This window comes from Sulfitobacter sp. 1A13421 (assembly GCF_043557285.1).
Classification (GTDB): Bacteria; Pseudomonadota; Alphaproteobacteria; order Rhodobacterales; family Rhodobacteraceae; genus Sulfitobacter; species Sulfitobacter faviae.
In genome coordinates, this window is sequence record NZ_JBIFFQ010000010.1 from 42,773 (window position 1) to 66,808 (window position 24,036).

General features: G+C 63.6%; 26 protein-coding genes. 12 read left to right on the plus strand and 14 right to left on the minus strand.

Annotated features, from left to right (window positions below; all coding sequences use genetic code 11):
- Positions 1–2 precede the first annotated feature (2 nt).
- The 6 genes from ACGYLI_RS15300 to ACGYLI_RS15325 all read right to left on the minus strand — a co-directional run bounded on the left by ACGYLI_RS15300 (position 3) and on the right by ACGYLI_RS15325 (position 5,953).
- Positions 3–1,091 (minus strand): zinc-binding dehydrogenase, encoded by a 1,089-nt coding sequence (locus ACGYLI_RS15300; protein ID WP_394419778.1) that lies wholly within the window; start codon positions 1,089–1,091, stop codon positions 3–5.
- Between the two features lie 72 nt (positions 1,092–1,163).
- Positions 1,164–2,384: a TCR/Tet family MFS transporter gene (locus ACGYLI_RS15305; RefSeq protein WP_394419779.1), complete on the minus strand. Its 1,221-nt coding sequence runs from the start codon at positions 2,382–2,384 to the stop codon at positions 1,164–1,166.
- Between the two features lie 120 nt (positions 2,385–2,504).
- Entirely contained in the window at positions 2,505–3,308 is an 804-nt protein-coding gene (gene pcaD, locus ACGYLI_RS15310) for a 3-oxoadipate enol-lactonase (RefSeq protein ID WP_394419780.1), read from the minus strand.
- Positions 3,309–3,477: 169 nt separating this feature from the next.
- Entirely contained in the window at positions 3,478–4,449 is a 972-nt protein-coding gene (locus ACGYLI_RS15315; RefSeq protein WP_394419781.1) for a threonine/serine dehydratase, read from the minus strand.
- Positions 4,446–5,267, minus strand: coding sequence for an alpha/beta fold hydrolase (locus ACGYLI_RS15320; RefSeq protein ID WP_394419782.1), 822 nt, complete (start codon positions 5,265–5,267; stop codon positions 4,446–4,448). Before ACGYLI_RS15320 ends, ACGYLI_RS15315 begins: the two co-directional genes overlap by 4 nt.
- A complete protein-coding gene (locus ACGYLI_RS15325; protein ID WP_209217365.1) occupies positions 5,267–5,953 on the minus strand; it encodes a haloacid dehalogenase type II in 687 nt (228 codons plus the stop codon). The genes ACGYLI_RS15320 and ACGYLI_RS15325 overlap by 1 nt, the downstream gene beginning before the upstream one ends.
- Positions 5,954–6,148: 195 nt before the next feature.
- On the opposite strand from ACGYLI_RS15325, the gene ACGYLI_RS15330 reads away from it, so the two are divergent.
- Both ACGYLI_RS15330 and ACGYLI_RS15335 read left to right on the plus strand, forming a co-directional pair.
- A complete protein-coding gene (locus ACGYLI_RS15330) occupies positions 6,149–6,586 on the plus strand; it encodes a peptidylprolyl isomerase (RefSeq protein ID WP_271689423.1) in 438 nt (145 codons plus the stop codon).
- Between the two features lie 97 nt (positions 6,587–6,683).
- Positions 6,684–7,799, plus strand: a complete 1,116-nt coding sequence (locus ACGYLI_RS15335; RefSeq protein ID WP_394419783.1) for a class I SAM-dependent RNA methyltransferase — start codon at positions 6,684–6,686, stop codon at positions 7,797–7,799.
- A 239-nt stretch (positions 7,800–8,038) separates the two neighbouring features.
- Here ACGYLI_RS15335 and ACGYLI_RS15340 read toward each other — a convergent pair whose 3' ends face one another.
- Both ACGYLI_RS15340 and fabB read right to left on the minus strand, forming a co-directional pair.
- Complete coding sequence (locus tag ACGYLI_RS15340; RefSeq protein ID WP_322329295.1) at positions 8,039–8,830, minus strand: enoyl-ACP reductase; 792 nt, start codon at positions 8,828–8,830, stop codon at positions 8,039–8,041.
- 9 nt (positions 8,831–8,839) lie between these two features.
- Positions 8,840–10,069 (minus strand): beta-ketoacyl-ACP synthase I, encoded by a 1,230-nt coding sequence (fabB, locus tag ACGYLI_RS15345; protein ID WP_394419784.1) that lies wholly within the window; start codon positions 10,067–10,069, stop codon positions 8,840–8,842.
- 163 nt (positions 10,070–10,232) lie between these two features.
- Between fabB and ACGYLI_RS15350 the strand changes: the two genes are divergently transcribed.
- Together ACGYLI_RS15350 and ACGYLI_RS15355 are read left to right on the plus strand one after the other, a co-directional pair.
- Positions 10,233–11,612 carry an NAD-dependent succinate-semialdehyde dehydrogenase gene (locus ACGYLI_RS15350; protein ID WP_394419785.1) on the plus strand — a complete coding sequence of 460 codons (1,380 nt, stop codon included), beginning with the start codon at positions 10,233–10,235 and terminating at the stop codon, positions 11,610–11,612.
- Between the two features lie 66 nt (positions 11,613–11,678).
- Complete coding sequence (locus ACGYLI_RS15355; RefSeq protein WP_394419786.1) at positions 11,679–12,281, plus strand: SDR family oxidoreductase; 603 nt, start codon at positions 11,679–11,681, stop codon at positions 12,279–12,281.
- A 59-nt stretch (positions 12,282–12,340) separates the two neighbouring features.
- Here ACGYLI_RS15355 and fabA read toward each other — a convergent pair whose 3' ends face one another.
- Complete coding sequence (fabA, locus tag ACGYLI_RS15360; RefSeq protein ID WP_067261401.1) at positions 12,341–12,850, minus strand: bifunctional 3-hydroxydecanoyl-ACP dehydratase/trans-2-decenoyl-ACP isomerase; 510 nt, start codon at positions 12,848–12,850, stop codon at positions 12,341–12,343.
- A gap of 163 nt (positions 12,851–13,013) precedes the next feature.
- On the opposite strand from fabA, the gene irrA reads away from it, so the two are divergent.
- Complete coding sequence (gene irrA / locus ACGYLI_RS15365; protein WP_394419787.1) at positions 13,014–13,433, plus strand: iron response transcriptional regulator IrrA; 420 nt, start codon at positions 13,014–13,016, stop codon at positions 13,431–13,433.
- A gap of 31 nt (positions 13,434–13,464) precedes the next feature.
- Here irrA and ACGYLI_RS15370 read toward each other — a convergent pair whose 3' ends face one another.
- From ACGYLI_RS15370 to ACGYLI_RS15385, 4 genes are all read right to left on the minus strand, one after another.
- Positions 13,465–14,082, minus strand: a complete 618-nt coding sequence (locus ACGYLI_RS15370) for a class I SAM-dependent methyltransferase (protein ID WP_271689428.1) — start codon at positions 14,080–14,082, stop codon at positions 13,465–13,467.
- Between the two features lies 1 nt (position 14,083).
- Positions 14,084–14,863 (minus strand): CDP-diacylglycerol--serine O-phosphatidyltransferase, encoded by a 780-nt coding sequence (gene pssA / locus ACGYLI_RS15375; RefSeq protein WP_067261404.1) that lies wholly within the window; start codon positions 14,861–14,863, stop codon positions 14,084–14,086.
- Positions 14,864–14,873: 10 nt separating this feature from the next.
- A complete protein-coding gene (locus tag ACGYLI_RS15380; protein WP_394419788.1) occupies positions 14,874–15,566 on the minus strand; it encodes a phosphatidylserine decarboxylase in 693 nt (230 codons plus the stop codon).
- Positions 15,567–15,895: 329 nt separating this feature from the next.
- A complete protein-coding gene (locus tag ACGYLI_RS15385; protein WP_394419789.1) occupies positions 15,896–16,765 on the minus strand; it encodes a hypothetical protein in 870 nt (289 codons plus the stop codon).
- Positions 16,766–16,887: 122 nt separating this feature from the next.
- Here ACGYLI_RS15385 and miaB point away from each other — a divergent pair, with 122 nt between their 5' ends.
- Positions 16,888–18,192: a tRNA (N6-isopentenyl adenosine(37)-C2)-methylthiotransferase MiaB gene (gene miaB, locus ACGYLI_RS15390; protein WP_394419790.1), complete on the plus strand. Its 1,305-nt coding sequence runs from the start codon at positions 16,888–16,890 to the stop codon at positions 18,190–18,192.
- Between the two features lie 55 nt (positions 18,193–18,247).
- Here miaB and ACGYLI_RS15395 read toward each other — a convergent pair whose 3' ends face one another.
- Positions 18,248–18,589 carry a hypothetical protein gene (locus ACGYLI_RS15395; protein WP_271691860.1) on the minus strand — a complete coding sequence of 114 codons (342 nt, stop codon included), beginning with the start codon at positions 18,587–18,589 and terminating at the stop codon, positions 18,248–18,250.
- Positions 18,590–19,016: 427 nt separating this feature from the next.
- Here ACGYLI_RS15395 and ACGYLI_RS15400 point away from each other — a divergent pair, with 427 nt between their 5' ends.
- The 6 genes from ACGYLI_RS15400 (at position 19,017) to lnt (ending at position 24,012) form a co-directional block, all read left to right on the plus strand.
- Positions 19,017–19,592, plus strand: a complete 576-nt coding sequence (locus ACGYLI_RS15400; protein ID WP_394419791.1) for an OmpA family protein — start codon at positions 19,017–19,019, stop codon at positions 19,590–19,592.
- Positions 19,593–19,605: 13 nt separating this feature from the next.
- Positions 19,606–19,929: a hypothetical protein gene (locus tag ACGYLI_RS15405; protein ID WP_197470808.1), complete on the plus strand. Its 324-nt coding sequence runs from the start codon at positions 19,606–19,608 to the stop codon at positions 19,927–19,929.
- Positions 19,930–20,076: 147 nt separating this feature from the next.
- Complete coding sequence (locus ACGYLI_RS15410; RefSeq protein ID WP_394419792.1) at positions 20,077–21,066, plus strand: PhoH family protein; 990 nt, start codon at positions 20,077–20,079, stop codon at positions 21,064–21,066.
- The gene (gene ybeY, locus ACGYLI_RS15415) at positions 21,041–21,586 is read left to right on the plus strand and encodes an rRNA maturation RNase YbeY (protein WP_394419793.1); all 546 of its coding nucleotides are present in this window, start codon (positions 21,041–21,043) and stop codon (positions 21,584–21,586) included. The genes ACGYLI_RS15410 and ybeY overlap by 26 nt, the downstream gene beginning before the upstream one ends.
- Before the next feature lie 27 nt (positions 21,587–21,613).
- The gene (locus tag ACGYLI_RS15420) at positions 21,614–22,516 is read left to right on the plus strand and encodes a hemolysin family protein (RefSeq protein ID WP_394410554.1); all 903 of its coding nucleotides are present in this window, start codon (positions 21,614–21,616) and stop codon (positions 22,514–22,516) included.
- Entirely contained in the window at positions 22,513–24,012 is a 1,500-nt protein-coding gene (gene lnt / locus ACGYLI_RS15425) for an apolipoprotein N-acyltransferase (protein WP_394419794.1), read from the plus strand. The genes ACGYLI_RS15420 and lnt overlap by 4 nt, the downstream gene beginning before the upstream one ends.
- Positions 24,013–24,036 lie beyond the last annotated feature (24 nt).

Consider the following 24,036-nt stretch of genomic DNA (forward strand, 5'->3'; position numbering starts at 1 on the left):
ATTTAGGACCGGTCGAAGACGATCACATTGCGCCGCGCGGCGCCGGTCTTGGTGTCGGCAATCGCCTCGTTGATCTGATCCAGCCGCCAGCGGCCAGAGATCAGGCTGTCGAGTTGCAGGCGGCCCTGAAGATAGAGGTCGACCATCCACGGAATGTCGCGCTGGATCACCACATCGCCCATTTTGGAGCCGACCATGCCTTGCCCTAGGGCGGCGAGGACGACCGGTTCATAGCTGGCCTCGGCCCCGCTGTGGGGCATGCCGACCATGATCACCCGGCCCCCGGCGGCAAGGTAGCGCGGCGCAGTTTCATAGGCGGGGATCGCGCCCACGGTGACGATCACGGCATCCGCCCCGCGCCCCATGGCCTTGAAGGCCGCGCGCCACGGCTTCGCCTCGGTCGCGAGCACAGTGTCGGTCGCGCCGAATTCGCGGGCGATGGCGAGTTTGTCTTCGGTCATGTCGACCGCCACGATCCGCCGCGCGCCCGCGATGCGCGCTCCTTGGATGGCGTTGAGGCCGACCCCGCCCGCGCCGATTACCACCACGTCTTGACCGGCCCGCAGGCCCGCCGCATTGACCACGGCGCCGACACCGGTGATCACGCCGCAGGCGATCAGGCAGGCGGCGTCTTTGGGGATGTCATGCGAGATTTTCACGACCTGCGACCGGTCGACGACGACCTTCTCGGCGAAACCACCGGTGTTCATCGCTTGAACGAGCGGTGCGCCCTCCGCCGTTTGCAGCGGCCCTTCGGGCGCTTGCGGGGTTTCGCAGATCGTCGGCTGGCCCGAGGCGCAGTTGGGGCAGCTGCCGCAGGCGCGGATCAGGGTGACCACCACGCTGTCGCCTTCGGCCAGACCCTGCACATTCGGCCCCACCGCGCTGACCCGGCCTGCGGCCTCGTGCCCATAGACGGCGGGCAGGGTGCCGCCCCAGCCGCCTTCGGCAAACAGAATGTCGGAATGGCAGATCGCCACGGCATCCAAGGTCACTTCAACTTCGCCCGATTGCGGTGCTTTGATGCGGATGTCTTCGACGCTTAGCGGTGTGTCAAAGGCATGGCAGACGGCGGCTTTGATGGTTTGCAATGGCCTGTCCCTTTCTTTCAATTTTCGCCAGCCTGACGCGGATGGGCCGGTGGCGCAAGACGGGGAATGGGCCTACTGCGGGGAAGTTTCACCTTGTGACGTGGGGGTAGGGCGGCTGGCAAAGATCGCCAAGCCGCCGAGGGTCAGCAAAAGCGCCAGCAGGAAGGGCGCGCCGGGCAGGTAGAGCGCAGCTTCCGGCGCGGTAAAATAGGCGAAAACCGCCGTCATCGTCAGCGGCGAGAGGATCATCGCCAGCGCGGTGGAGGAACTGAGCGCGCCATGCAGCTCTCCTTGGGCATCGGCGCTGACGCGGGCCGACATGATGCCTTGAAGCGCGGGCGGGATCACCCCGGCCAGCGCGGCGAGCGGGGTCATGATCAGTGCCCAAGTGCCCGAGGTCAGCAGGGTCAGCGCGGCAAAAGCGGCAAGGGCAAAGATATGGCCCAAGATCACCGTGGCGCGCGCGCCCAAGCGGCGGATCACGGGGCCGATCAAGGCGCCTTGGACAAGCGCCATCAACACGCCGAAAAGGCCCAGTGAAAGGCCGATCATCGTCGGCGACCAGCCAAAACGCTCGACCCCGAAATAGGCCCAGACCGCCGGATAGGCGGCAAAGCCCACATGGTAGATGAAATAGACCGCGAGCAGCCTGCCAACCTCGGGCAGGCGGCCAAGGGCGCGCAGCGCGCCCAGCGGATTGGCCCGTCGCCAGTCGAAGGCGCGGCGTTGCGTCGGGGGCAGGGTTTCGCGCAGCACGGCCCAGCCAAGCGCCGCATTGCCCGCCGCCAGCACCGCCGCCGCCCAGAAGGGCGCGCGGGTGCCATATTCGCCCAAGACGCCGCCTATCAGCGGCCCAAGAACAAAGCCCGCGCCAAAGGCCGCGCCGATCAGCCCGAAACGCGCCGCGCGGTCCTGCGCCGGAGAGATATCGGCCATATAGGCCGAGGCCGTGGCATGGGTCGCCGCCGTGATGCCCCCCACGAGCCGCCCGATCAGCAGCAGCCAAATGCTGCCCGCGAGTGCCATCACGCCATAGTCCAGCGTCATCACGATCAGCGCCAGCAGCAGGACCGGGCGGCGGCCAAAACGGTCGGAGAGCCCCCCCAGCACCGGGCCGAAGAGGAATTGCATCGCGGCAAAGCCCGTGGCCAGCACGCCGCCCCAAAGGGCTGCATCGCTCAGCCCGCCGCCGCGAACTTCGCGGATCAGGTCGGGCATGACGGGCAGGATCAGACCGACGCCCATGGCATCGATCATCACCGTCACAAGGATAAAGATCAGTGGCAGCGGCATTCGGTCAGATGTGGTTCGCGCAGGGGCCAAAGGCAAGGGCGGACGTCGCGATAGGGCGCGAATACGGCACGAGGCGCACGCGCATGGTCCGCCCGCTACCGGAGACACCTGCCGCCACGATCAGCCCTGCGCCTTCGGGATATGTCCGACACTGGCGAGGAAATCGTTTAACGTTTCTGCGTATTCCTGCGGCTGCTCGACACAGGGCAGATGGCCCGCGCGGCGGATCAGTTTGAATTTCGAGGCAGGGATCAGGTCCATCATCTCGCGCACCAGATCGGGCGGGGTTGAGCCGTCTTCCGACCCTGCGATGCCAAGCGCGGGCAGGCGTAGGCCGGAGGTCGGCGTCATGAAATCACTGTGCGAAATCGCCGCCGAACAGCCCGCATAGCCCGCGTCGGGCTGCCGCGTCAGCATGTTGCGCCAGAGCGCCAGTTCCGGCGTGGCGCGGAACCCGGTCGAGAACCAACGCTCCATCACCGCATCGGCAAGGCTTTCGATACCGCCCTGTTCCACCGCCGCGATCCGCGCATCCCAGATGTCGCGGTTGCCGATCTTGGTGGCGGTGTTGCTCAGCACCAGCGCGCGGATCATGTCGAGCCGTTTCACCGCAAGGCCCTGCGCGATCATGCCGCCGATCGAGAGGCCCACGAAGACGCAGCCGCGCACCTGAAGGTGGTCGAGCAGCCGCTCGGTATCTGTGATAAGCGAGCCCATGGAATAGGGCGCGGGCGGGCAGGACGACAGGCCATGGCCGCGTTTGTCAAAGCGGATGATGCGCAGACCGGGCGCGAGCAGCGGCAGGATTGGATCCCACAGGCGCATGTCGGTGCCGAGCGAATTGGCGAAGACCACGGGCGCGCCGTCCTCGGGGCCGTCGACGCGGTAGTGGAGTTGCACCTCGCCGGTGTCGAAAATCTGCATGGGGGTCTCCTTTGGGCGGCGTTGAGGGGCAGCATATCGTGCGAACGCGGAAGGTCAAAGACGGGACAGTTCGAATAGGTACCGCCCGGTGGCGCAGCGGGCAGCGCCGACCCGCCCCCCTGGGGCGGCGCTTTTAGCACCACCCCGCGGGTCGGTGCTGCCCTAATCGTTAGCCCAGCGTCTGCAGCGCGCGGGCGAACATATCCGCATCAACGTTCCCGCCGGAGATGGTGACGATCACATTGTCCCCTTCAATCTCTCCGCCCCGGAACAGCGCCGCCGCGAGCGCCACGGCACCGCCCGGCTCGGCTACAACCTTCAGCCGGTTGAACGCATGACCCATCGCCTGCAACGCCTCTTCATCACTCACCACCAGCCCCGGCCCCACCAACCGCTGCATGATCGGAAAGGTCAGCTCCCCCGGCGCAGGCGTGACGATGGCGTCGCAGATTGAGCCCAAGGCGCTCGGGTTCTGCTCGATCTGGCCGGAAACCAACGAGCGGGCGGCATCGTGGAAGCCCTCCGGTTCCGCCGAGCGCACGCGGAACCCCGGCGCCTCGGCCTCCAGCGCCAGCGCGACGCCGGAGGTCAGGCCACCGCCGCCGCAGCAGACGATCACCTGGGCCTCTTCGATCCCGGCCTCGGCGGCCTGCTGGGCGATCTCGAGGCCTGTGGTCCCTTGGCCCGCGATCACCTGCGGCTCGTCATAGGGCTTGATCAGCGTGAGCCCGCGTTCCTCGGCCAAGGCCGCGCCGATCTCCTCGCGGCTCTCATTCGCGCGGTCATAGAGCACCACCTCGGCGCCATAGGCGCGGGTGTTGGCGATCTTCAGCCGCGGGCTGTCCTCGGGCATGACGATCACGGCAGGCGCGCCGTGCATCTTGGCTGCCAGGGCCACGCCTTGGGCATGATTGCCGCTGGAATAGGCGATGACGCCCTTGGCGCGCTGCGCGCTTGGTAGGGCCGAAAGGGCCGACCACGCGCCGCGGAACTTGAAGCTGCCGGTATGCTGCAAACATTCGGGTTTGACCCAGACCCGGCGGCCCGCGATCTCGTCCAGAAAGGGGGAGTTCAAGAGCGGCGTGCGCCGCACATGGCCCTTGGCGCGGTCGGCGGCGGCGCGGATCATGTCGATGTTCATTTGATTTGTCCTATCCATTCGTGCAGCGCGGCAAGCGCTTGGGGTTCGTCGAGAAAGGGCACATGGCCGCGATCCGGCACTTCGGCCACGATCATATCGGGGCGGCGGGCCTGCATCTGCATCAGTGTCTCGCGGCTGAACAAGGCGGAATTGGCCCCGCGGATCGTGACCAGCGGCAACCCTTGCAGCGCATCGAAGAACGGCCACAGATCGACAGACTGCTGGCCTGCGGCGGCCACGGCATCGCGCAGATGCGGATCATAGGTGATTTTCAGCCCATCGTCGGTCGCCCTGTAGTGACGTTTGACCTCCTCAAGCCAGCGGCTTTCGGGCACGCCGTGAAACTCGGGAAAGGCGCGGGCCATGGCGGCGGCGGCTTCTTCATAGGTCTTGGCGGCGGGGTTGCGGCCCAGATAGCCCATGATGAACTCGACGCCCTTGGGGTCAAGCTCGGGGCCCACGTCATTCAGCGCCACGCCCAAAAGGTGATCATGGGCGATCATCGCCAGCGCCATGGCATTCAGCCCGCCGCGCGAGGTGCCGATGAGGGCGACTTGTTCCAACCCCAGATGCGCGAGCAATTCCAACACGTCGCGGCATTCCACCGAGAGCGTGTAGTTCCGCCAATTCGCGTCGAAATCCGAGCGGCCCCGCCCGCGGTAGTCCATGCGGATCAGCCGGTGATCAGCCAAATGCGGGGCGAGGTAGTCGAAATCCGCGCCCGTGCGGGTGAGACCGGCAAGGCAGAGGATCGGCAGGCCGCGGCCCTCATCCGTGTAATGCAGCGACAGCCCGTCGGAGGTGGTGAAACGCGGCATCAGAGCCCCGCCAATGCGGGGATACCGCTCAGCTCGCGCAACTGATGCGCGGGTTTCCACGGCAGCCGGTCCACCGGATCGCCGCCCCGGTTTACCCATGCGGTGGTGAACCCATAGCCCGTCGCCGCTGCCGCATCCCAGCCGTTGGAGGACACGAACAGCACCTCGTCCTTGGCACAGCCGAAGTGTTCTCCGACAAGGTCATAGACCGACGCATGCGGTTTGAAGACGCCGACGCTTTCGACCGAAAGCGAGACATCCAAAAGATCACCGATTCCCGCCGATTGCACCGCCCCGTCCAGCATCGCGGGGGCGCCGTTGGACAGGATCGCGGTGTTCAGGCCCCCGTCTTTCAGCGCGCGCAGCATGGCGGGCACCTCGTCATAGGCGCGAAGCTCCCAGTAAAGCGCCAGCAGGCGCGCGCGCAGGGCAGGGTCATCGGCGAGGTTCATCTTTTCCAGCGTCCAATCCAGCCCCTCTTGGGTGACTTGCCAGAAATCGTCATGCGCCCCGGTCACGGCCCGTAGCCATGAATACTGCAACTGCTTGAGGCGCCAGTGTTCTGCCAGTTCCGGCCAAGTCTCGGCGATGGCGGCAAAAGCGGGTTCGGCTGCGGCTTCACGGGCGGCGGCGGCCACGTCGAAGAGGGTTCCATAGGCGTCGAAAACGCAGGTGGTAATGGGCATCTGACAGGCTCTCCCTTTCCGTGTCGCGACAGAGTGGCACGCAGGCGCGGCGGCGAAAAGGGGCGAATTCCGCGATCGGCCCGGACGGGGGGTTTACTCTCGGGGTCACAATCTTCATGCTGTCGCGGAATTTGGAGCACCCGCGCAGATACGCGGCCTCCTTCCCTTTTTTCCCCTACAGATTGGAGACACCCGATGGCTGAGGTCAAATCCGGCGACACAGTACAGATTCACTATACCGGCACGTTGAAAGACGGCACCACATTCGACAGCTCCGAGGGCCGTGACCCGCTGGAGTTCGTCGTGGGTTCGGGCCAGATCATCCCCGGTCTCGACAGCGCACTTCCGGGCATGATCGAGGGCGACAAGAAGGTCGTTCAAGTGCCCAGCGAAGAGGCCTATGGCCCCGTGAACCCCGAGATGCGTCAGGCCGTGCCGCGCGAGGGCATCCCGGCGGACATCCCGCTCGATCCCGGCACGCAGCTGCAGATGCAGACCCCCGAAGGTCAGGCGCTGCCGGTGACCGTGGTTGAGGTTGACGAGACCACCGTCACGCTCGACGCCAACCACCCGCTGGCGGGCAAGGACCTGCAGTTCGACATCGAACTGGTCAAGATCGCTTCGGCGGCCTGATATCGGTGGCCGGGGGGCTTCCCCCCGGCACGCCCCAAAGACGTCTCCAGCGTCTTTTCGCCTCGCACGCCCGCGCATTGGCGCTTATGCAGGGGCCATGGATACCCCAGATACATTCGAGATTTTCTTTGTCTGCCCGCCCGGGCTTGAGGATTTGCTCTGCGCCGAAGCGCAGGAAAAAGGTTTTGCAGCAGCGCAGGCCCAGCCCGGTGGCGTGACCGTTCAGGGCGGCTGGCCCGAGGTCTGGCGCGCCAATCTGGAGTTGCGCGGTGCCGCGCGGGTGCTGGCGCGGATCGGTGGCTTCATGGCTTTCCATCTGGCGCAGCTGGATAAACGCTGTCGGAAGTTTCCTTTCAGTGACGTGCTGCGGTCGGATGTGCCGGTGAAGGTGCAAGTGACGACCAAGGCGTCGAAGATCTATCACGCCGGGGCGGCAGCCCAACGGGTCGAGACGGCGCTGCGCGAAAGCCATGGCATCACGGTGGATGCCGAGGCGGCGCTGGTGCTGAAGGTCCGCATCCACGACAATCAGGTGACCTTCAGCCTCGATACCTCCGGCGAGGCGCTGCACAAGCGCGGCCACAAGGAGGCCGTGGGCAAGGCGCCAATGCGCGAGAACATGGCGGCACTGATGCTGCGGTCCTGCGGCTATGCGCCCGGCGAGCCAGTGGTCGACCCGATGTGTGGCTCGGGCACGTTCCTGATTGAGGCCGCCGAGATCGCGGCGGGGTTGAAGCCCGGGCGCTCCCGCCGGTTCGCCTTCGAGGATCTGGCGAGTTTCGATGCCGGGGCGTGGGAAGAAATGCGCGCTGCGGGGGCGGAGGCCGAGCCTGCCCTGCGGTTCCACGGTTCCGACCGGGACGCGGGCGCGATCCGCATGAGCACGGCCAATGCCGACCGTGCCGGGGTGGGGGCGTGGTGTCACTTCACCTGCCACGGGGCAGGGGAGGTGCAGCCGCCCGAAGGCCCGCCCGGGCTGGTGATCGTGAACCCGCCCTACGGCGGGCGGATCGGCAACAAGAAGCTGCTTTATCCGCTCTACGGGACGCTGGGCGAGACGCTGAAGGCGCGGTTCCGCGGCTGGCGGGTGGGGCTGGTGACCTCGGAGCCGCCGCTTGCCAAGGCGACCGGGCTGCCGTGGAAGGGGCAGGGGCCGGCGATTGCGCATGGCGGGATGAAAGTGTGGCTTTGGCAGACCGAGGCGTTGCGGTAGCAATTGAGGGCCATCGCCTGCCCGTGGGGTGGCGATGCGCCTCGTCCTTCGGTCACGTATGTCACTCGGCCCGGAATCAAGCCGTAGGCGCCGGGCCATCGCCTGCCCGCCCCCCGGGTAGGCGATTTGGTGAGGCTGGACGCGACTTGGCGAAGTCACGTCACGGCTGAACCATAAAGTGGCAAGGTCCAGCCGTTGGCTCGCCCACCCGCGGGCAGGCGATGGCCCTCAGTCTCTGGTTAAAGATGCTCCGCCTGCGGCATCCCCAGCACGTGGAAACCGCCATCCACACGGATGATCTCGCCCGTTGTGCAGGCGCCTGCGTCGGATGCCAGATAGACCGCCGTGCCGCCCACAGCCTCGAGCGTCGCATTGGACCGCAGCGGCGCGTTCTGATCCGTGTGCTTGTAGGTCTTGCGCGCGCCGCCGATGGCAGCCCCCGCCAGCGTCTTCATCGGCCCCGGCGAAATCGCGTTCACGCGGATGCCCTCGGGCCCCAGATCATTCGCCAGATAACGCGTCGCACTTTCAAGCGCCGCCTTGGCCACGCCCATCACGTTGTAATTCGGCGTCACCCGGTTCGAGCCCATGTAGGTCAGCGTCATCAGCGTGCCGCCGTTGTCCTTCATCAGCGGATGCGCGCGGCGCGCCACGTCGATGAAGGAATAGGCCGAGATATCCATGGAGTTCTTAAAGTTCGCCCGGCTGGTGTTCAAAAACCGCCCCGTCAGTTCGGATTTGTCCGAAAAGGCAATGGCATGGACAACGAAGTCGATGGTTGGCCAACGCGCGCCCAACTCCTCGAAAGCGCGGTCGAGCGAGGCGTCGTCGGTCACATCGACATCGACCATGAAGTCGGAGCCGACGCTCTGCGCCAGCGGCTCCAGCCGCTTGCCAAAGGCTTCGCCCTGATAGGTAAAGGCCAGTTCCGCCCCGGCCTCGGCCATCGCCTTGGCGATGCCCCAGGCGATGGAGCGTTCATTGGCCACACCCATGACGAGGCCGCGTTTTCCTGCAAGCAATCCAGACATCTCCAGCCCTCAGCCTTGGTATTTCGACAGGATCATCGACCCGTTTGTGCCGCCGAACCCGAAGGAGTTCGTCATCACCGAGTCGAGGCCCGCGTTGTCGACACGCTCCAGCGCGATCTCGGAGGGATCGAGCGCGGGGTCGAGGTTTTGCACGTTGACCGACTTGGCGATGAAATCGTTGTCGAGCATCAGCAGCGAGAAGATCGCCTCCAGCGCGCCGGCAGCGCCCTGCGCATGGCCGGTCATCGACTTGGTGGAGCTGACGGGCGGTGTGTTGCCCTGACCGAAGACGCGGCGCACGGCCTCGATCTCGCCCACGTCACCCACCGGGGTCGAGGTGCCATGGGCGTTGATGTAGCCCACCTTGCGGCCCTCGGGCAGGGTCTCCAGCGCAAGACGCATCGCGCGCTCGCCGCCTTCACCGGAAGGGGCAACCATGTCGTGGCCGTCGCTGGTGGCGGCATAGCCGGTCACCTCGGCGTAGATTTTCGCACCGCGCGCCAGCGCGTGGTCGAGGTCTTCCAGCACCAGCATGCCGCCGCCGCCGGAGATCACGAAACCGTCGCGGTCCGCGTCGAAGGCGCGGCTCGCTGTCTCGGGCGCGTCGTTGTATTTGGACGACATCGCCCCCATCGCGTCGAAGAGGCAGCTGAGCGTCCAGTCCAACTCCTCACCACCACCGGCGAACATCACGTCTTGCTTGCCCAGCATGATCTGCTCGGCCGCGTTGCCGATGCAATGCAGCGAGGTGGAGCAGGCCGAGGTGATCGAATAGTTGATGCCCTTGATCTTGAAGGCGGTCGAGAGGTTCGCGCTGACGGTCGAAGACATGCATTTCGGCACGGCAAAAGGCCCGATGCGCTTGGTGGCGCCGGTGTCTTTCACGATGTTATGCGCGGCGAACATGGCCGAGGTCGACGGCCCGCCGGAGCCTGCCACCAGACCGGTGCGCGGGTTGCTGATCTGCGCCTCGTCTAGCCCCGCATCCTTGATCGCCTGATCCATGGCGACATAGGCATAGCCCGCGCCCGGCCCCATGAAACGCAAGGTGCGCTTGTCGATGTGATCGGCCAGATTGATCTTCAGCGTGCCGGCGACGCGGCTGCGGAACCCGTGTTCGGCCATCTCCGGGCTGGCTTCGATCCCGGAGGTGCCGTTTTTCAGTGCTTCGAGCACTTCTTCGGCGTTATTTCCGATGGATGAGACGATCCCCAACCCTGTGACGACGACGCGGCGCATGCGCAGCACTCCTTTGTTTTGGCAGCCCCGGTGTATGCCAGCACGCCCATACGGCGCAAGCGGTTTGCCTATCCTCTGCGCGCGAAGGTCGCGGTCAAGGTTCTGTGATGGAACGGGGCAATGGCAGGCAGTGTTGGCTTCACGAGACATAAAGGAGATTAGAATGCCCGAGATCAACACGGTAAATCCCGCCACGGAAGAGGTGCTCGACACCTATGACGTGATGTCCGAAACCGAAGCGACCCAAGCGGTCGAGGCCACGCATGAGGCGTTCAAGGAATGGCGCAAGCTGACCCATGCCGAACGCGCGCCCTATCTGAAAAAGATCGCCGAGAAGCTGCGCGAAAATAAGGAAAGCCTGTCGGAACTGATGACCCGCGAGGTCGGCAAGCTCTACAAAGACGGGCTGACCGAGGTCGAACTCTGCGCGCAGATCTTTGAATATACCGCCGAGAACGGCCCCGACATGCTGAAGGATGAAGAGCGTAAACACGCCGGCGGCAAGAAGCGCGGTGTGGTGACCTATCAGCCCATCGGTGTGATCTATCAAATTCAGCCGTGGAACTTCCCCCTCTACCAGCCCGTGCGCGTGCTGGCCGCGAACCTGATGGCCGGCAACGGCTGCGTCCTGAAACACGCGGAAATCTGCACCGGCAGCGGGCTGCGTTTGAAAGAGCTTTGCGAAGAAGCGGGCCTGCCCAAAGACCTGTTCAACGTTATCATCATCGACCACGATACCTCCGACAAGCTGATCGGCCATAAGCTGGTACGCGGCGTGACCATGACCGGCTCTGACAGCGCGGGCAGCCATATCGGGTCCGAGGCCGCGAAGCACCTGAAGAAATCCGTCCTCGAACTTGGCTCGAACGACGCCTATCTTGTGCTCGACGACGCCGATATCGAAACGGCGGTGAAATTCTCGACCATGGGGCGGCTTTATAACAACGGCCAGACCTGCGTGTCGGCCAAGCGTTTCATCGTGACCGAGAAGAATTACGACGCTTTCGTGAGCGCCTATGTCGATGCGATGAAGGCGATCCCGATGGGCGATCCGATGGACGAAGGCACCAAGCTCGGGCCGTTGTCGAGCCAAGAGCAGTTCGAATCCGTTCGCGATCAGGTGAAAGAGAGTGTTGAGAAGGGCGCCAAGGTGCTCTGCGGTGGCGAAGTGCCCGACCGCACAGGTGCCTATTATCCCGCGACCGTTCTGGCCGAGGTCAAGCCGGGCATGCCAGCTTATGACGATGAAATCTTCGGCCCCGTCGCCTCGGTCATCCGGGCGAAGGATGACGAAGACGCGATGCGCATTGCCAATGACAGCCGCTATGGTCTGGGCGGCGGCATCTTCTGCACGGATGAAGAACACGCCCTGCGCCTTGCGCGGGATGAGTTCGACACCGGCATGGTGCGGATCAACAACTTTGGCGCCGCCGATCCGAATATGCCCTTCGGCGGGGTGAAAAATTCCGGCTACGGGCGCGAACACGGCGGCTTTGGCATGAAAGAGTTCGTCAACGCCAAGTCGATTTTCCTGCCGTCGTAACCGGCAAAGGGCGGGCGGCGCGAGGCGCCGCTCGCCCGTATCAAACTAAATTCCGAGAGGTTCCATATGACCATGAAAGTACTTGTCGCCGGTGCGACCGGCAAAACCGGGCGTCTGCTCGTCAGTGAATTGAAAGATCGCGGAGCCGAGCCCATCGCACTGGTGCGCGGCGGTTCTGATACCTCTGTGCTGCCCGAGGGCACCGAAGAGCGGAAGGGCGATCTGACCAACCTGCAAGCAGGTGTGTGCGACGGTGTAGACGCCGTTGTTTTCGCCGCCGGGTCGGGCGGCAGCACGGGGCCGGAGATGACTGAGAAGGTCGACCGCGAAGGCGCGCAGCGTCTGGTCGATCTGGCCCGCGAGGCCGAGGTCGACCGCTTTGTGATGCTGAGTTCGGTGGGCGCCGATAATCCGCCGGAGGATCATGAGATGACCCATTACCTGAAGGCGAAGCAGGCGGCGGATGAACATCTGCAAGCATCCGGCCTGACCCATTCGATCCTGCGGCCCGTGGCGCTGACCGATGACCCCAAGACCAATGCGGTCAATCTCGGCGAAGGTGTCGATCAGAAGGGCGAGGCGCATCGTGCCGATGTGGCAGCCGTATTGGCCGAGGCCGCGGTGACCGGGCCTCATGACGGTAAGGTGCAGGAAATGGAAACGCTTTGAGCGACAATGAAAAAGGGGGCCGCGCGGCCCCCTTTTTATATCCGTAAGGTCGCAGCGCTTCAGCTCTCGCTGAGGGCGACTTTCATGTCTTTCACCTGATAGATCACCTCGCCATCGGCTTCTACGATGCCGTCGGCCACACCCATGGTCAGGCGGCGGGTTTGGATCGCCTTGGTAAAGTCGATCTTGTAGGTCAGCATCTTGCGGTCCGGGCGCACCATGCCGGTGAGCTTCACCTCGCCCACGCCAAGCGCATAGCCGCGCCCCTGCCAGCCACGCCAGCCGAGGTTGAAGCCCGTGAGCTGCCACAGGCCGTCAAGGCCAAGGCAGCCGGGCATGATCGGATTGCCGGGGAAGTGGCACTCAAAGAACCACAGGTCCGGGGTGATATCGAACTCGGCGGTGATATGGCCCTTGCCATGGGCGCCGCCATCGGCCGAGACATCGGTGATCCGGTCCATCATGAGCATCGGCGGGGCGGGAAGCTGTGCGTTGCCGGGGCCAAAAAGTTCACCGCGGGCGCATTTCAGCAGATCTTCCTTGTCGAAACTCGTGGGGTAGTCGGCCATCCTGCGGCTCTCCTGCTGCTCTGTTATAACATCCGGCCCCGTTTAGCACCCCGCCGCCGCGTGCCGCAAGGGCGCGGCAGGGACGCTGCGACGATTGGTGCGAGGTTTTCAATTGAAAACCGGGGATTTCCTCCTTTATATGACCCTGAAAGGCAGGGAACTGATGTCCGCAGAGGTACAAGAGGTCGGAACGCGCTGGTTGGCTCAGGCCGGGCTGCGCCCCACGCGCCAACGTGTCACGCTGGCGAACCTTCTGGTGGGCGATGGGCAAGACCGCCACGTCACCGCCGAAAGCCTGTTTGAGGCTGCGAAGGGGCAGGGCGAGGCTGTCTCGCTGGCCACGGTCTATAACACGCTGCGGGCGTTCTGTGATGCCGGGCTGTTGCAGGAGGTGACCGTGGATGGCTCGAAAAGCTATTTCGACACCAACACCCACGACCACCCGCATTTCTTTTGGGAAGACGACAGCAAGCTGACCGATGCGCCCTCGGAAAAGTTGGTGATCGCGCAGCTTCCCGATGCGCCTGAGGGGGCCGAGATTGCCTCGGTCGATGTGGTGATCCGGCTGCGCCGGAAGACCTGAACCGGCGGGGCACGCCCCGCCGCCTGCGTGATCAGCCGCGTTTTCGCAACACTAGGAAGGTCATCATGCCCATGGGCGGCAGGGCGCGTTCGTCTTCGACCTCCAGCGCGTCTTGTTGCAGCACGGTTTCCATCTCGAAATCCGAATGCCAGCCAAGCGTATTCGCAAAGGGGGCCGAGACTTTTTCTAGAAAGCCCAGCACCCCCGTGGTGCGCATGAAATGGTTGGCGATGACCACCTGACCGCCGGGTTTGAGCACGCGGGCGATTTCCTCCATCACGCGCTCGGGCTCGGGCACCACGGAGAGCACATGCATCGCAGCAATCGTGTCGAAACTGGCATCGGGGAAGTCGAGGTCGCGCGCGTCCATCTGGCGCAGGTCAGCTACATGTTGCAGCCCTTCGCGGGTGACGCGCTGGCGGGCCTTGGCGAGCATCTCGTCGCTGAAATCAATGCCCGTGACGGAGAGGTGCGGCGCGTAGTGGGGCAGGGACAGGCCGGTGCCGACACCCACTTCGAGGACAGAGCCGCTGCCCTTGTTGATATGGGCCACGACATGACGGCGACCGCCACTGGTCAGCGCGCCGAAGGTCTTGTCGTAGATCGGTGCCCAACGGGCATAGGATGTCTCGACCGCCTTGATGTCCATTTCAATTCCTTTTGGTTAAACTCGTTTTCCGTGCTCTCAAAAGCCCCCAGATCACCATGCCGATATAGGCCAAGCAGAGGACGACGAGCGTGGTCCAAGCGTAGGTGGCCAAAGCAGCGGCGAAAATTGCCACGCCCACCAGCAGGTATTTCACATGGCGTCGGGAGACTTTGGTGGTTTTGAAAGACCATGTGGGGATGCGGCTGATCATCAGAAAACCGATCAGCACCATATGCAGGCAGATCATCCAATCCGGCAGAATGGGCCGGTTGTGAAAGGCAAAGGACAGGGTCATCGGCAAGAGCACCAGCAGCGCGCCTGCGGGCGAGGGGATGCCGGTGAAGAAGGAGCCGGATTCGCCCACCGCATCGCCGTTCTTGGCCTTGGCCGCTTCGGCCTTGTCGTTGACGTTGAACCGCGCCAGCCGCACCACGCAGCAGACCGCGTAGACGAGCACGGAAATCCAAGCCGCGCTGCGCATGTCTTGCAGCGCCCAGAAATAGAGGATCAGCGGCGGGGCCACGCCGAAGTTCAAAAAATCGGCAAGCGAGTCCAATTCCGCCCCCATCGGGCTGGAAGACCGCAAAAGCCGCGCAAGCCGCCCGTCCAACCCATCCAGCACACAGGCCAGAAGGATCAGTTGCACCGCCAGGACATAGTTGCCCTGCACCCCGAACCGGATCGCCGAAAGCCCCGCGCAGATCGCGGTGATCGTCAGCGCATTGGGCAGAAGCTGGATCAGCGCAAGGTCCGCGCCGGTCTTTTCAGAAGGGGGGCGCATGGGGTCTTTCCTAAAGCGGGGCGGTCTCTATGACCGGCTGTTTCAACTCGGCCAGCACGGTTTCCCCGGCGACTATGGTCTGCCCGATGCGCACCATCGGGTCGACGCCTTCGGGCAGGTAAACATCTAGCCGGGAGCCGAAGCGGATCAAGCCGAAGCGTTCGCCGGTCTCAAGCCCGTCGCCGGATTTCACGAAACAGACGATGCGCCGCGCAACGAGGCCCGCGATCTGCACCACGGCGATGTCGCGCCCGTCGTCCATGCGGATGCAGAGGCTGTTGCGCTCGTTGTCGGCGCTGGCTTTATCAAGCGAGGCGTTGAAGAATTTGCCCGGACGGTAGGCCACGGCCTGCACCTTGCCCGCGACGGGGGCGCGGTTGATGTGGCAGTTAAAGACGCTCATGAAGACGCTGACGCGGGTCAGCGGCACATCCGGCATCCCCAGCTCGGCGGGCGGCACCGCAGGCTCGATCAGCGAGACGATGCCATCGGCGGGGCTGACGATCAGGTCTGGCCGGTCGGGGGTGACACGCTCGGGGTCGCGGAAGAAGTAGTAGCACCAGATCGTCAGGCCGACGCCGATCCAGCCGAGGACTTCTTCGATGGCGAAGAGGACCAGCGTGACAGCGGCGAAGATCGCCACGAATTTGATGCCCTCGCGGTGCATCGGTTTGATGAATGTGTCGAGCAAGTTGACGGCCATCGGACCCTCCCGTTCAGGCTGTCTTCCGTCATAGGTGCATGGCGGGTGAGTGCAAGGAGGTTTTGGACGGGCGCGGGTTTTGGGCGGTTGCGGGCTGAACGGTGAGGGTAGCGGATACCGACGGCGTCTTATCCGTGCGCCGAAAAGGTTAGCCACCATGCGCTGAGGGTGTCGCCCTCCCTGGTGGGTGATGAGCGGTCGCGTGGTTTGGGACGGTCATTCTGGACCGTGGCTGGCCCGTCTGCCGAAACGTTGCAAGATCGCCCTCCGGGGGGAGGGAGGGCGATGCCCGGTGTGCCACCGGGCGGGTCAGTTGAAAGGGGAGCCTGTCAAAACCACTGCCCCGGCTCCATCAAACCCAAATCCATCAACTGCCGGGAATGCCACTCGAACGGCTCGGAGTTGTGCCACTGGAATGTAGCGATGTCATAGCGGCTGCCGGGATTGCGCTTCAGCGCCTTGGCCGTGCGGAACGAGCAGATCGCCGCCGTGACGTTGTGATGCCATTCGCAGGCGTAGGTGTTGTATTCCTCGTCGTTGAACGTGTGGTCGCCGCGCAGCTTCAGCCCCGGTTTGGCGCGAAACAGCGGAATACGGTCGATCTTGCGGCTTTGCGGCGGCACATGTTCCTCGAACCGCCAGCGCAGCCCGCCAAAGAAATCAAGCTGCCGTTCCTTGGGATGCCCCTGCCGGGCCGCATCCTTGCGCGCGAGCGCGTAATAGCCCGATCGGTCCAAATGCGCTTGATCGAGTGAGACGGCATCGGGGTATTGCTTGAGGTCTAGCGCATAGAGGTCGACCACATAGGCCAGCATGGCATCGCGCCGTTCTTCGCTGTGAAAGGCCAGCAATTCCTTGACGTTGCGCGTCTCACTAAATGGGTGGAACAGGTATTCGGCGTTGTAACAGTAATAGAGCCATTGCCCCGGAACCGCCGCGATCATGCGGTTCACGGCCCGCTCCAACGCGGCTTCGGCAGTGGTGTCATAGTCGACCCGCAGCACGCTTCCCTCTAGGTCGCGGGGCAACTCGAAGCCGGGGGGCATCAGCGCCACGACGCTGTCGAACCCCGCCTGCTGGTGGTGGCGCAGGGTGGTGTCGACCTCAACCTCATCCTCGACCAGGATCATGGCGATCGGGCCTGTGTTCAGCGCCATGCGGCCCTCTTTTATAAGCTGGTCGAGATTGCGATACCGCATAGGCCCCCGCTGGAATTTGCCGCCGGTAAAGTCGGCCAATTCCGGGTGCATTGCAAGACGCGGCCACCGCTGTTAGACGACGCCATCTGCCCGAAATCCGTCAAAACCCTTGGATGCCCGCCATGACCCAACCGAAAAAGCTGTTCATCAAGACCTATGGTTGCCAGATGAACGTCTATGATAGCGAACGCATGGCCGAGAGCCTGGGCGGGCAGGGCTATGTCACCACCGACCGGGCCGATGACGCGGATATGATCCTGCTCAACACCTGCCACATTCGCGAGAAGGCGGCGGAGAAGGTCTATTCCGAACTGGGCCGTCTGAAACCGCTGAAAGACGCGCGGCCCGATCTGAAGATCGGCGTGGCGGGCTGTGTGGCCCAAGCCGAGGGCGAAGAGATCATGCGCCGCCAGCCCGCCGTCGATCTGGTGGTTGGCCCGCAAAGCTACCACCGTCTGCCGGAGATGGAGGCGAAGGTGCAGGGCGGGCAAAGCGCGCTCGACACCGATTTCCCGGCGGAAGACAAATTCGACCACCTCAAGGGCCGCCCCAAGGCGAAACGCGCCCCCGCGGCTTTCCTGACCGTGCAAGAGGGCTGCGACAAGTTCTGCGCCTTCTGCGTGGTGCCCTATACCCGCGGCGCCGAAGTCTCCCGCCCTGCCGAAAAGGTGCTGGACGAGGCCTGCGATCTGGTCGAACGCGGCGTGCGCGAGGTCACTTTGCTGGGCCAGAACGTCAACGCCTACCACGGCGGCATGACGCTGGCCGGGTTGATCCGTGCGCTGGCCAAGATCGACGGGCTGGAGCGTATCCGCTACACCACCAGCCACCCCAACGACATGGGCGACGATCTGATCGCGGCCCATGGCGAGGTGCCCGAACTGATGCCCTATCTGCATCTGCCGGTGCAATCGGGCAGCGACCATATCCTGAAACGGATGAACCGAAGCCACACCGCCGAGAGCTACCTCAAACTGCTTGAGCGCATCCGCGAAGCGCGGCCCGACATCGTGCTGTCAGGTGACTTCATCGTGGGCTTCCCGGAAGAGACCGAAGCGGATTTCGAGGCCACGATGGATCTCGTCCGGCAGGTGCGCTACGGCTATGCCTATTCGTTCAAATACTCGACCCGCCCCGGCACGCCCGCCGCCGAACGCCCGCTGGTCGATCCAGCCGTGGCCGATGACCGTTTGCAGCGTCTGCAAGGGCTGATCACCCAGCACCAGCAGGAAATCCAGCAGTCGATGGTGGGGCGCGAAGTCTCGGTTCTGGTTGAGAAGAAGGGCCGTCTACCCGGTCAGATGCTGGGCAAGTCGGAGTATCTGCATGCGGTTCATATCGAGGATAGCACGGCGCAGATCGGTGATATCCAGCGCGTGCGGGTGACCGAGGCCAAGACGAACTCTTTGGCCGCCGTTCTGGTCTGACCCGAAGCCCTAAAGGGCCTGCAACGGGTGCGCGTCGCCGCGCACCCTTGGCTTGTCAGTAGTTGTGTTTGCGGTGCGACGCGGCATCCGCAAAGATCCGTTTCATCGTCGCTTTCAGCCCCTCGGGGTTGCCGACGAGTGTGTGATCCCGGCAGACCCGTTCTGCCACGGCATGGGCGGTGGCAAAGTCATAGCCCACGGCCACGAGGCTATCCACGAAGACCGAGTTTGGCCGGTCCCAGATCACGTCGTTCCACGGGCCGCGGTAGCAGCTGACGTGGATCACATTGCCCGTGGGATGGGCCACACCTTGGTTGTGATAGGCGTATTTCACGCCCCCCGCGAAAGCGGGCAGGGCAAGCAGGCCGGTGACGGCGGTGGCGAGTAGCGTTTTCATCATAAGTTGGTCCCCCAGTTTTCATTGCAGCAATCAAGATCGGCAAAGCCGCGCGAAGTCCCACCCTCGCGATCCGATGGAAAGAGGTTTAGGTCTAAAGGTGCGATTTTCAAGAAAATTCAATGGCAGGGGCTGTTGTTTGCGAACAATCTCAATGGCTTGCATGGGATTGTCGCCAAGCCGTCTCCAATGGCCTGTTTTCGGCGGATCGGGGCAGGGTGAAATGGCCGCTCTCCGAGGCCGTTTTGCCGCTACCCCGCGGTGGATTCGTTGTAAGCCGCCAAGGTTCGGCCACAAAATGTTGATTTCACAGCTTCACAGCGAGACCGTTTTTACCTAACCTGACCCTATACTCAAAAGGCGCGGGTCCGGGGAGGGGTCGCATTTGCCAAAGATAAGAACCAGAAATTAGAATAGGACAAACGCTGTGGGATCCACTATTTCCAAAGCACTGCGCGCCATGGCCAGCCTGACGATGGCAGCGGCGCTGACCGTGGCCAGCACCTCGGCCGATGCGCAGACACCCTCGCAACAGGGCCGCGACAAGGGCGTTTACACGCCGACCATCTGGGTGGACCCGGATGGCTGTGAACATTGGGTTATGGATGACGGGGCCGAGGGCTATATGACCCCCCATGTCACCCGGCAGGGCATTCCGGTGTGCCGCCGCGGCGATGTCTGCGGCGTGATGGAGGCGGATCAGTTCTTTGCCACCGACAAATACAGCATCTCGCCGCAAGGCCGGGCGCGGCTGGCGAACTTCTTCCAATCGACCGGGGCGGTATCCTACATCATCACCGGCCATACCGACAGCCGCGCATCGGACGCCTATAACATGCGCCTGTCCTACAATCGGGCCAATGCCGTGGCGCGCATCGCCAATCAAGTGGGTGCCAAGATCGCCGATGTGCGGGGCTATGGCGAACGGATGCCCGCCGTGCCGAACAATTCCGCTGCGAACATGGCCAAGAACCGCCGTGTCGAAATCATCTGCATTCGCTGAAGGGACCGTAAAAGTGATTAAGACAAAACTTCTCATGGTCACAGCCTGTGCCGTCGGCCTTTCGGCCTGTACCGATTACGAAGGCGGTCTGGGCCGGGGCTACCCTTCGGACAAGACCTTTGACCGGGGCATCGACAAAAAGCACCTGAGCAACCTTCAGGCGGGCATCTGGGTCGATCCCAACGGTTGCGACCACTGGATCATCGACGACGGTGTCGAGGGCTATCTTTCGGCACGGCTCGATAAATTCGGCAAGCCGGTCTGCTCGGGCGTGGCGCCACCGACACATACCGCAGGCCACTTCAAAGGCGGCTCCAACATCAAAGACCCGAACTGACCTTGGCGGGCCATATCACAGACCCCGGGCCGGAGCGCGTTGCGCTTCGGCCCTTTTTGTCGCGACGGGTTGGTAAATCGATCCGGTCTGACTATTTCAACATTTAGTGCTTCACAAAGGATACGCGCATTGCCTTCAACTGATCTGATGACACCGGAAACCGCGGCCGAACGGGTGGTGGAATTTCCCGACAACCGCCTTTTGATCGACCTCTGCGGCGCCTATGACGCGCATCTGGCGGCCATCGAAAAATCGCTTGAGGTGCAGATCATCCGGCGCGGCAATCACCTGCAAATTCTGGGCGAAGGCGAGGCCGTGGAGAAGGCTGAGTGCCTGCTCAATGCGCTCTATGTCCGGCTGGAAAGTGGCCGGGCGGTTGAGCCTGCGGATGTGGACGGTCTGCTGCGTATGGGGAACTCCGGCGCAGGCACCGGCGTGCGTCAGGGTGACCAGCTTGAAATGCCGATCTCGGATGCGATCGAAATCCAGACCCGCAAGAAACGGGTGGAGCCGCGCACCGATGCGCAGAAAGCCTATGTGCAATCGCTCTTCGACAACGAACTGGCCTTTGGCATCGGCCCTGCGGGCACCGGCAAGACCTATCTGGCTGTCGCCGTGGGCGTGTCGATGTTCATCGGCGGCCATGTGGACCGGATCATCCTCAGCCGCCCCGCGGTCGAGGCGGGCGAGAAGCTGGGCTACCTGCCCGGCGACATGAAGGACAAGGTCGACCCCTATATGCAGCCGCTCTACGACGCGCTGAACGACTTTTTGCCGAGCAAGCAGTTGGCCAAACTGCTAGAGGAAAAGCGCATTGAGATCGCGCCGCTGGCCTTCATGCGGGGGCGAACGCTGTCGAACGCTTTCGTGGTGCTGGACGAGGCGCAAAACGCCACCTCGATGCAGATGAAGATGTTCCTGACACGTCTGGGGCAGAATTCGCGCATGGTGATCACCGGCGACCGGACGCAGATCGACCTGCCGCGCGGCGTGCAGTCGGGGCTTCAGGATGCGGAGCGCTTGCTGAAGCAAATCCCCAGCATCAGCTTTAACTACTTCACCTCCAAAGACGTGGTACGCCACCCGCTGGTCGCGGCGATTATCGAAGCTTATGAGGCCGATAGCGGTGCCGCTTGATGTGATGCTGGAGGATTTCGACATCGTGATCGAGGACGACCGCTGGGCCGCGGTCGACCTTGAAACGCGCGCCCATGCCGCGGCGCGGGCTACCTTGGGCCATCTCGGCCTTGATGCCGAAGCCGCTGAGATGACCCTGCTGGCCTGCGACGACAGCCGCATTGCGGCGCTAAACGAAGACTTTCGCGGCAAAGCGCGGGCGACCAATGTGCTAAGTTGGCCTGCGGAGGAACGCGGGGCGGTCACCCCGGGCGGCGATCCGCTGCCTGTCGCCCCCGGCATTGACGGGATGCTCGAACTGGGCGACATCGCCTTGGCTTTCGAGACATGCGCCGCTGAAGCCGCGGCGGCGGAGAAGCCATTAGATGCCCATGTGACCCATTTAATCGTGCACGGGCTGTTGCATCTTCTGGGCTATGACCATGAAAATGACCCCGACGCGACGTTGATGGAGGGGTTGGAGTGCGAAATACTTGGCAAAATGGGTTATGATGACCCATATAAGGAAAATGGGCCTTGAGGGGCTTTGTAACACAGACGGGACCCAATGGGCGATACAGACGGATCATCTGACGCGGCGCAGAGCGCGCTGATAGATGAAGACAGACATGAGCAGCCGGATGATGGCGCGATGCGCACCGGTAATTTCTTTTCTCGGGTGTTCGAGGCGCTAAGCCCATCGGACAGTGAGGACGACACGCCAGAGACCTCGGCAGAGGCTGAGCGGCCCACGGGCCACGGCATGATGAACCTGCGCCGGATGCGGGTCGATGACGTGGCGATCCCAAAGGCGGATATCACCGCCGTGCCGGTCAGCGCCACGCTGGATGAGCTGGTCTCGGTCTTCAAGGAAAGCGGGATGACCCGCCTGCCGGTCTATGATGGCACGCTCGACACGCCCGTTGGTATGGTCCACCTCAAAGACCTTGCGCTAAACCACGGTTTCAACGGTAAAAACACCAAATTCGATCTGCGCACCCTGCTGCGGCCCTTGGTCTATGTGCCGCCGTCGATGACCATCGGCGTGCTGCTGACCAAGATGCAGGCCGAGCGGCGGCATATGGCGCTGGTGATCGACGAATATGGCGGTGTCGACGGGCTGGTGACCATCGAAGACCTGATCGAACAGGTCATAGGTGAGATCGAAGACGAACATGACGTCGACGAGGGCACCTATTGGACGGTCGAAAAGCCCGGCACTTATCTGGCACTCGCCAAGACCCCACTGGGGGATTTCGAGGCTGAGATTGGCCATTCCCTGACCGATCATGAGACCGTCGACGAAGAAGAGATCGACACGCTTGGCGGCTTGGTTTTCATGCTGTCGGGCCGCGTGCCTGCGCGGGGCGAGGTGGTCTTGCACCCCGACGGGCCAGAGTTCGAGGTGATCGACGCCGATCCGCGCCGCATCAAACGGTTGCGGGTCCGCACCCAAGGGGCCGGGGGATGAGGCAACGGCTGGCGATGCGGGGCCGGTTGCTGCTGGCCCCCCTCGCCGGGGCCATCGCAGCCTTCGGGCACGCGCCTTATGAACTGCCTGTTTTGCTTTTTGCCGGGCTGGTAGCCGCGTTCTGGCTGTTTCGCGCGCAATCTGGCGGGCCAGTGCGGGCGGTGCTTCTAGGCTGGGGCTTTGGCTTTGGCTATTTCCTGCATGCGCTGCAGTGGATCGTCTCGCCATTCATGGTCGATGTGGCGCGGCATGGGTGGATGGCGCCTTTTGCGCTGATCCTTCTGGCCGCTGGCATGGCGCTGTTCTGGGGGGTGGCTTTTGGCCTCGCCCGTTGGATCGCGCCGAAGCGTGGGCTGGCGCTGGCGCTGACTTGGGCGGCGGTGGAACTGCTGCGCGCCTATATTTTCACCGGCTTCCCATGGGCCATGCCCGCTCAAGGACTGGTTGGCGTGATGGCGGGGCAGGGCCTCGCCTGGGTCGGCCCCTATGCGCTGAACCTCTGGCTATTCGCCATTGCCGCGATCTTGCTGCTGCGCGGCCCTTTGAGCCTGCGGTTGGGGCAGGGGGCGCTGGCCTTGTCGACGGTGCTGCTGTTGCTGTTGCCCCCGCAAGCGCCGCCCGCGGTGCTGACCGAGAACGTGGTGCGTTTGGTGCAGCCCAATGCCGCGCAACGCGATAAGTGGAACCCCGATACCTTTGAATTCTATTTCTCCCGCCAACTCGACTACACCGCCGCCGAGCCGCAGGACGAAAGCACGGCCCCCGATCTGGTGATCTGGCCCGAAACCGCGATCCCATGGTCGCTGGATATGGCGGGGAGTGCATTGGCCGAGATTGGCGCGGCTTCGGACGTGCCGGTGGTGCTGGGCGTGCAGCGCCGGTCGAACATGCGCTATTACAACTCGCTTGTTGTGTTGGACGCCGATGGCGCGGTCGATCAGCTTTATGACAAACATCACCTCGTGCCCTTTGGCGAATACATGCCCTTGGGGGATCTGATGGCGCGTTTCGGTATCCACGGGCTTGCCGCGCAGGAGGGGAACGGCTTTTCCAGCGGGCCGGGCGCGCAGGTTTTGGAACTGGGGCCGCTCGGTGCCGCATTGCCGTTGATTTGCTACGAGGCCGTCTTTGCCCATGACGTGAACGCCGCCCCGGCGCGGCCCGCCTTTCTGATGCAGGTCACCAATGACGCATGGTTCGGCAAGGCCGCAGGCCCGCGTCAGCATCTGGCCCAAGCGCGGATGCGCGCGATCGAGCAGGGGTTGCCCATGGCCCGGGCGGCCAATACTGGCATCTCGGCGATGATCGACCCGCAGGGGCGGGTGATCGCTTCGCTGCCGCTCAATTCCGCGGGCTTCATCGACGCGCCGCTGCCTGCGCCATTGGCACCAACGCTCTACAGTCGCAGCGGTGATTTGCCTTTGATCCTGCTTCTGACCCTCTGCCTTGGCGGGCTTGCCGTGGCCCGCCGTCGCAGCCCGGGGAATGCCGATTGACCATCCACCAGCGGTTGTCTAAGC